1 protein-coding gene is annotated in these 1,451 nt (G+C 40.9%); it reads left to right on the top strand.

All coding sequences use genetic code 11. From position 1 onward, the window contains the following. A partial coding sequence (locus H5202_RS22410) for a purine-cytosine permease family protein (protein ID WP_182773971.1) occupies window positions 1–1,451 on the top strand: 1,451 nt, incomplete at both ends.

Genomic DNA, 1,451 nt, shown 5'->3' on the forward strand with positions numbered 1-1,451 from the left:
GTTGCTCTAGGTGCCTCAACCATTGATATATTGCTTGGACTATTAATTGGTAATCTATTGGCGATGTGTTCGTGGTGGTTATTAACGGCACCGATTGCTGTTGAAACTCGACTTAGTTTATATAACTATTTAAATAAGATTGCCGGCGACTCGATGACCAAGCTCTATAACTGGGCTAATGTGATTATCTTCTCGGTGATATCCGCTGCGATGATCACTGTATCGTCGACAGCCGTTCGTTTCTTATTCGACATTCCGGCACAATTAAATTGGTACCCTAGCAGTCTATGGTTTGTGATGATTGTATTAGCGGTAGGATCTATCGTCGTTGTCGTCGCCATGTACGGTTTCTCTACCGTGGCTGATTTTTCTAAAATTTGTGCGCCGTGGTTATTTGTTATCTTTATTGCGGGATCATTTACCTTATTCCCTGTGTTATCAAATCATGTGATTGGCAGTACCACATTAACGGGCTGGCAAGACTTCATGACCATAGGTAACAGCTCAATTTGGACTGGGTTAAATGACAAAGGTGAACCCGGTATTGGTTTACTTGAAGTGATAGGCTTTGCGTGGGCCGCTAACTCAATTACTCACTTCGGTTTGATCGACATGGCTATTTTCCGCTTCGCAAAGCGTAAAAGTTATGGTTTGATTTCAGGTGTTGGCATGTTCTTCGGCCACTACTTAGCATGGATTTCTGCTGGTATTATGGGTGCAGGTACCGCTGTACTATTAAAAACCACTATTACTCAACTCGATCCAGGTGATGTTGCTTACCATGCTTTAGGTTTTTCAGGCTTTGTGATTATCATTATCGCTGGTTGGACAACGGCTAACGCCAATTTATACCGTGCAGGCCTTGCCGCGCAGTCAATATTTGTTAATCATTCTCGTGAACGTACTACCGCCATTGTGGGCTTAGTCACTGTCGTGATAGCGTGTTTCCCATTTGTGTTTTCGCAAATGTTACCGTTACTGACGTATGCCGGTCTTTTAGTTGTACCAGTGGGTGGTATTGTATTTGCTGAGCACGTGTTGTTCCCTAAGATTGGCTTAACCCGCTATTGGGCTAAATATCAAAACCTGTCTAAAAGTACACCGGCAATTGCATCTTGGGCATTAGCGTTAATATTTGGTTTTGGTTTAAATAGTCTTGATATTATTTCATTCTATTACTTATTTATTCCAACGTGGATATTCACCATTATAATTTATACCGTATTAGCTAAAAAGTATGGTGCCGATTTAGATTATACAGGTGCTATATTATTAGATGAGAAAGAACAGCAACAAATAACAGAGTATCAAGATGAAATGGCTAAAGACGATAAGCCTCATGTTGAAGATGGCAGCAAACTCACTAAGTTATTAAATAGCTTTGCGGTGATCTCTTTGGTGGTTATTAGCATACTGGCTGCGAAAGTGATGTTTTATAGCCCAACAATGAC

The organism is Shewanella sp. SG41-4 (assembly GCF_014164505.1).
GTDB lineage: Bacteria > Pseudomonadota > Gammaproteobacteria > Enterobacterales > Shewanellaceae > Shewanella.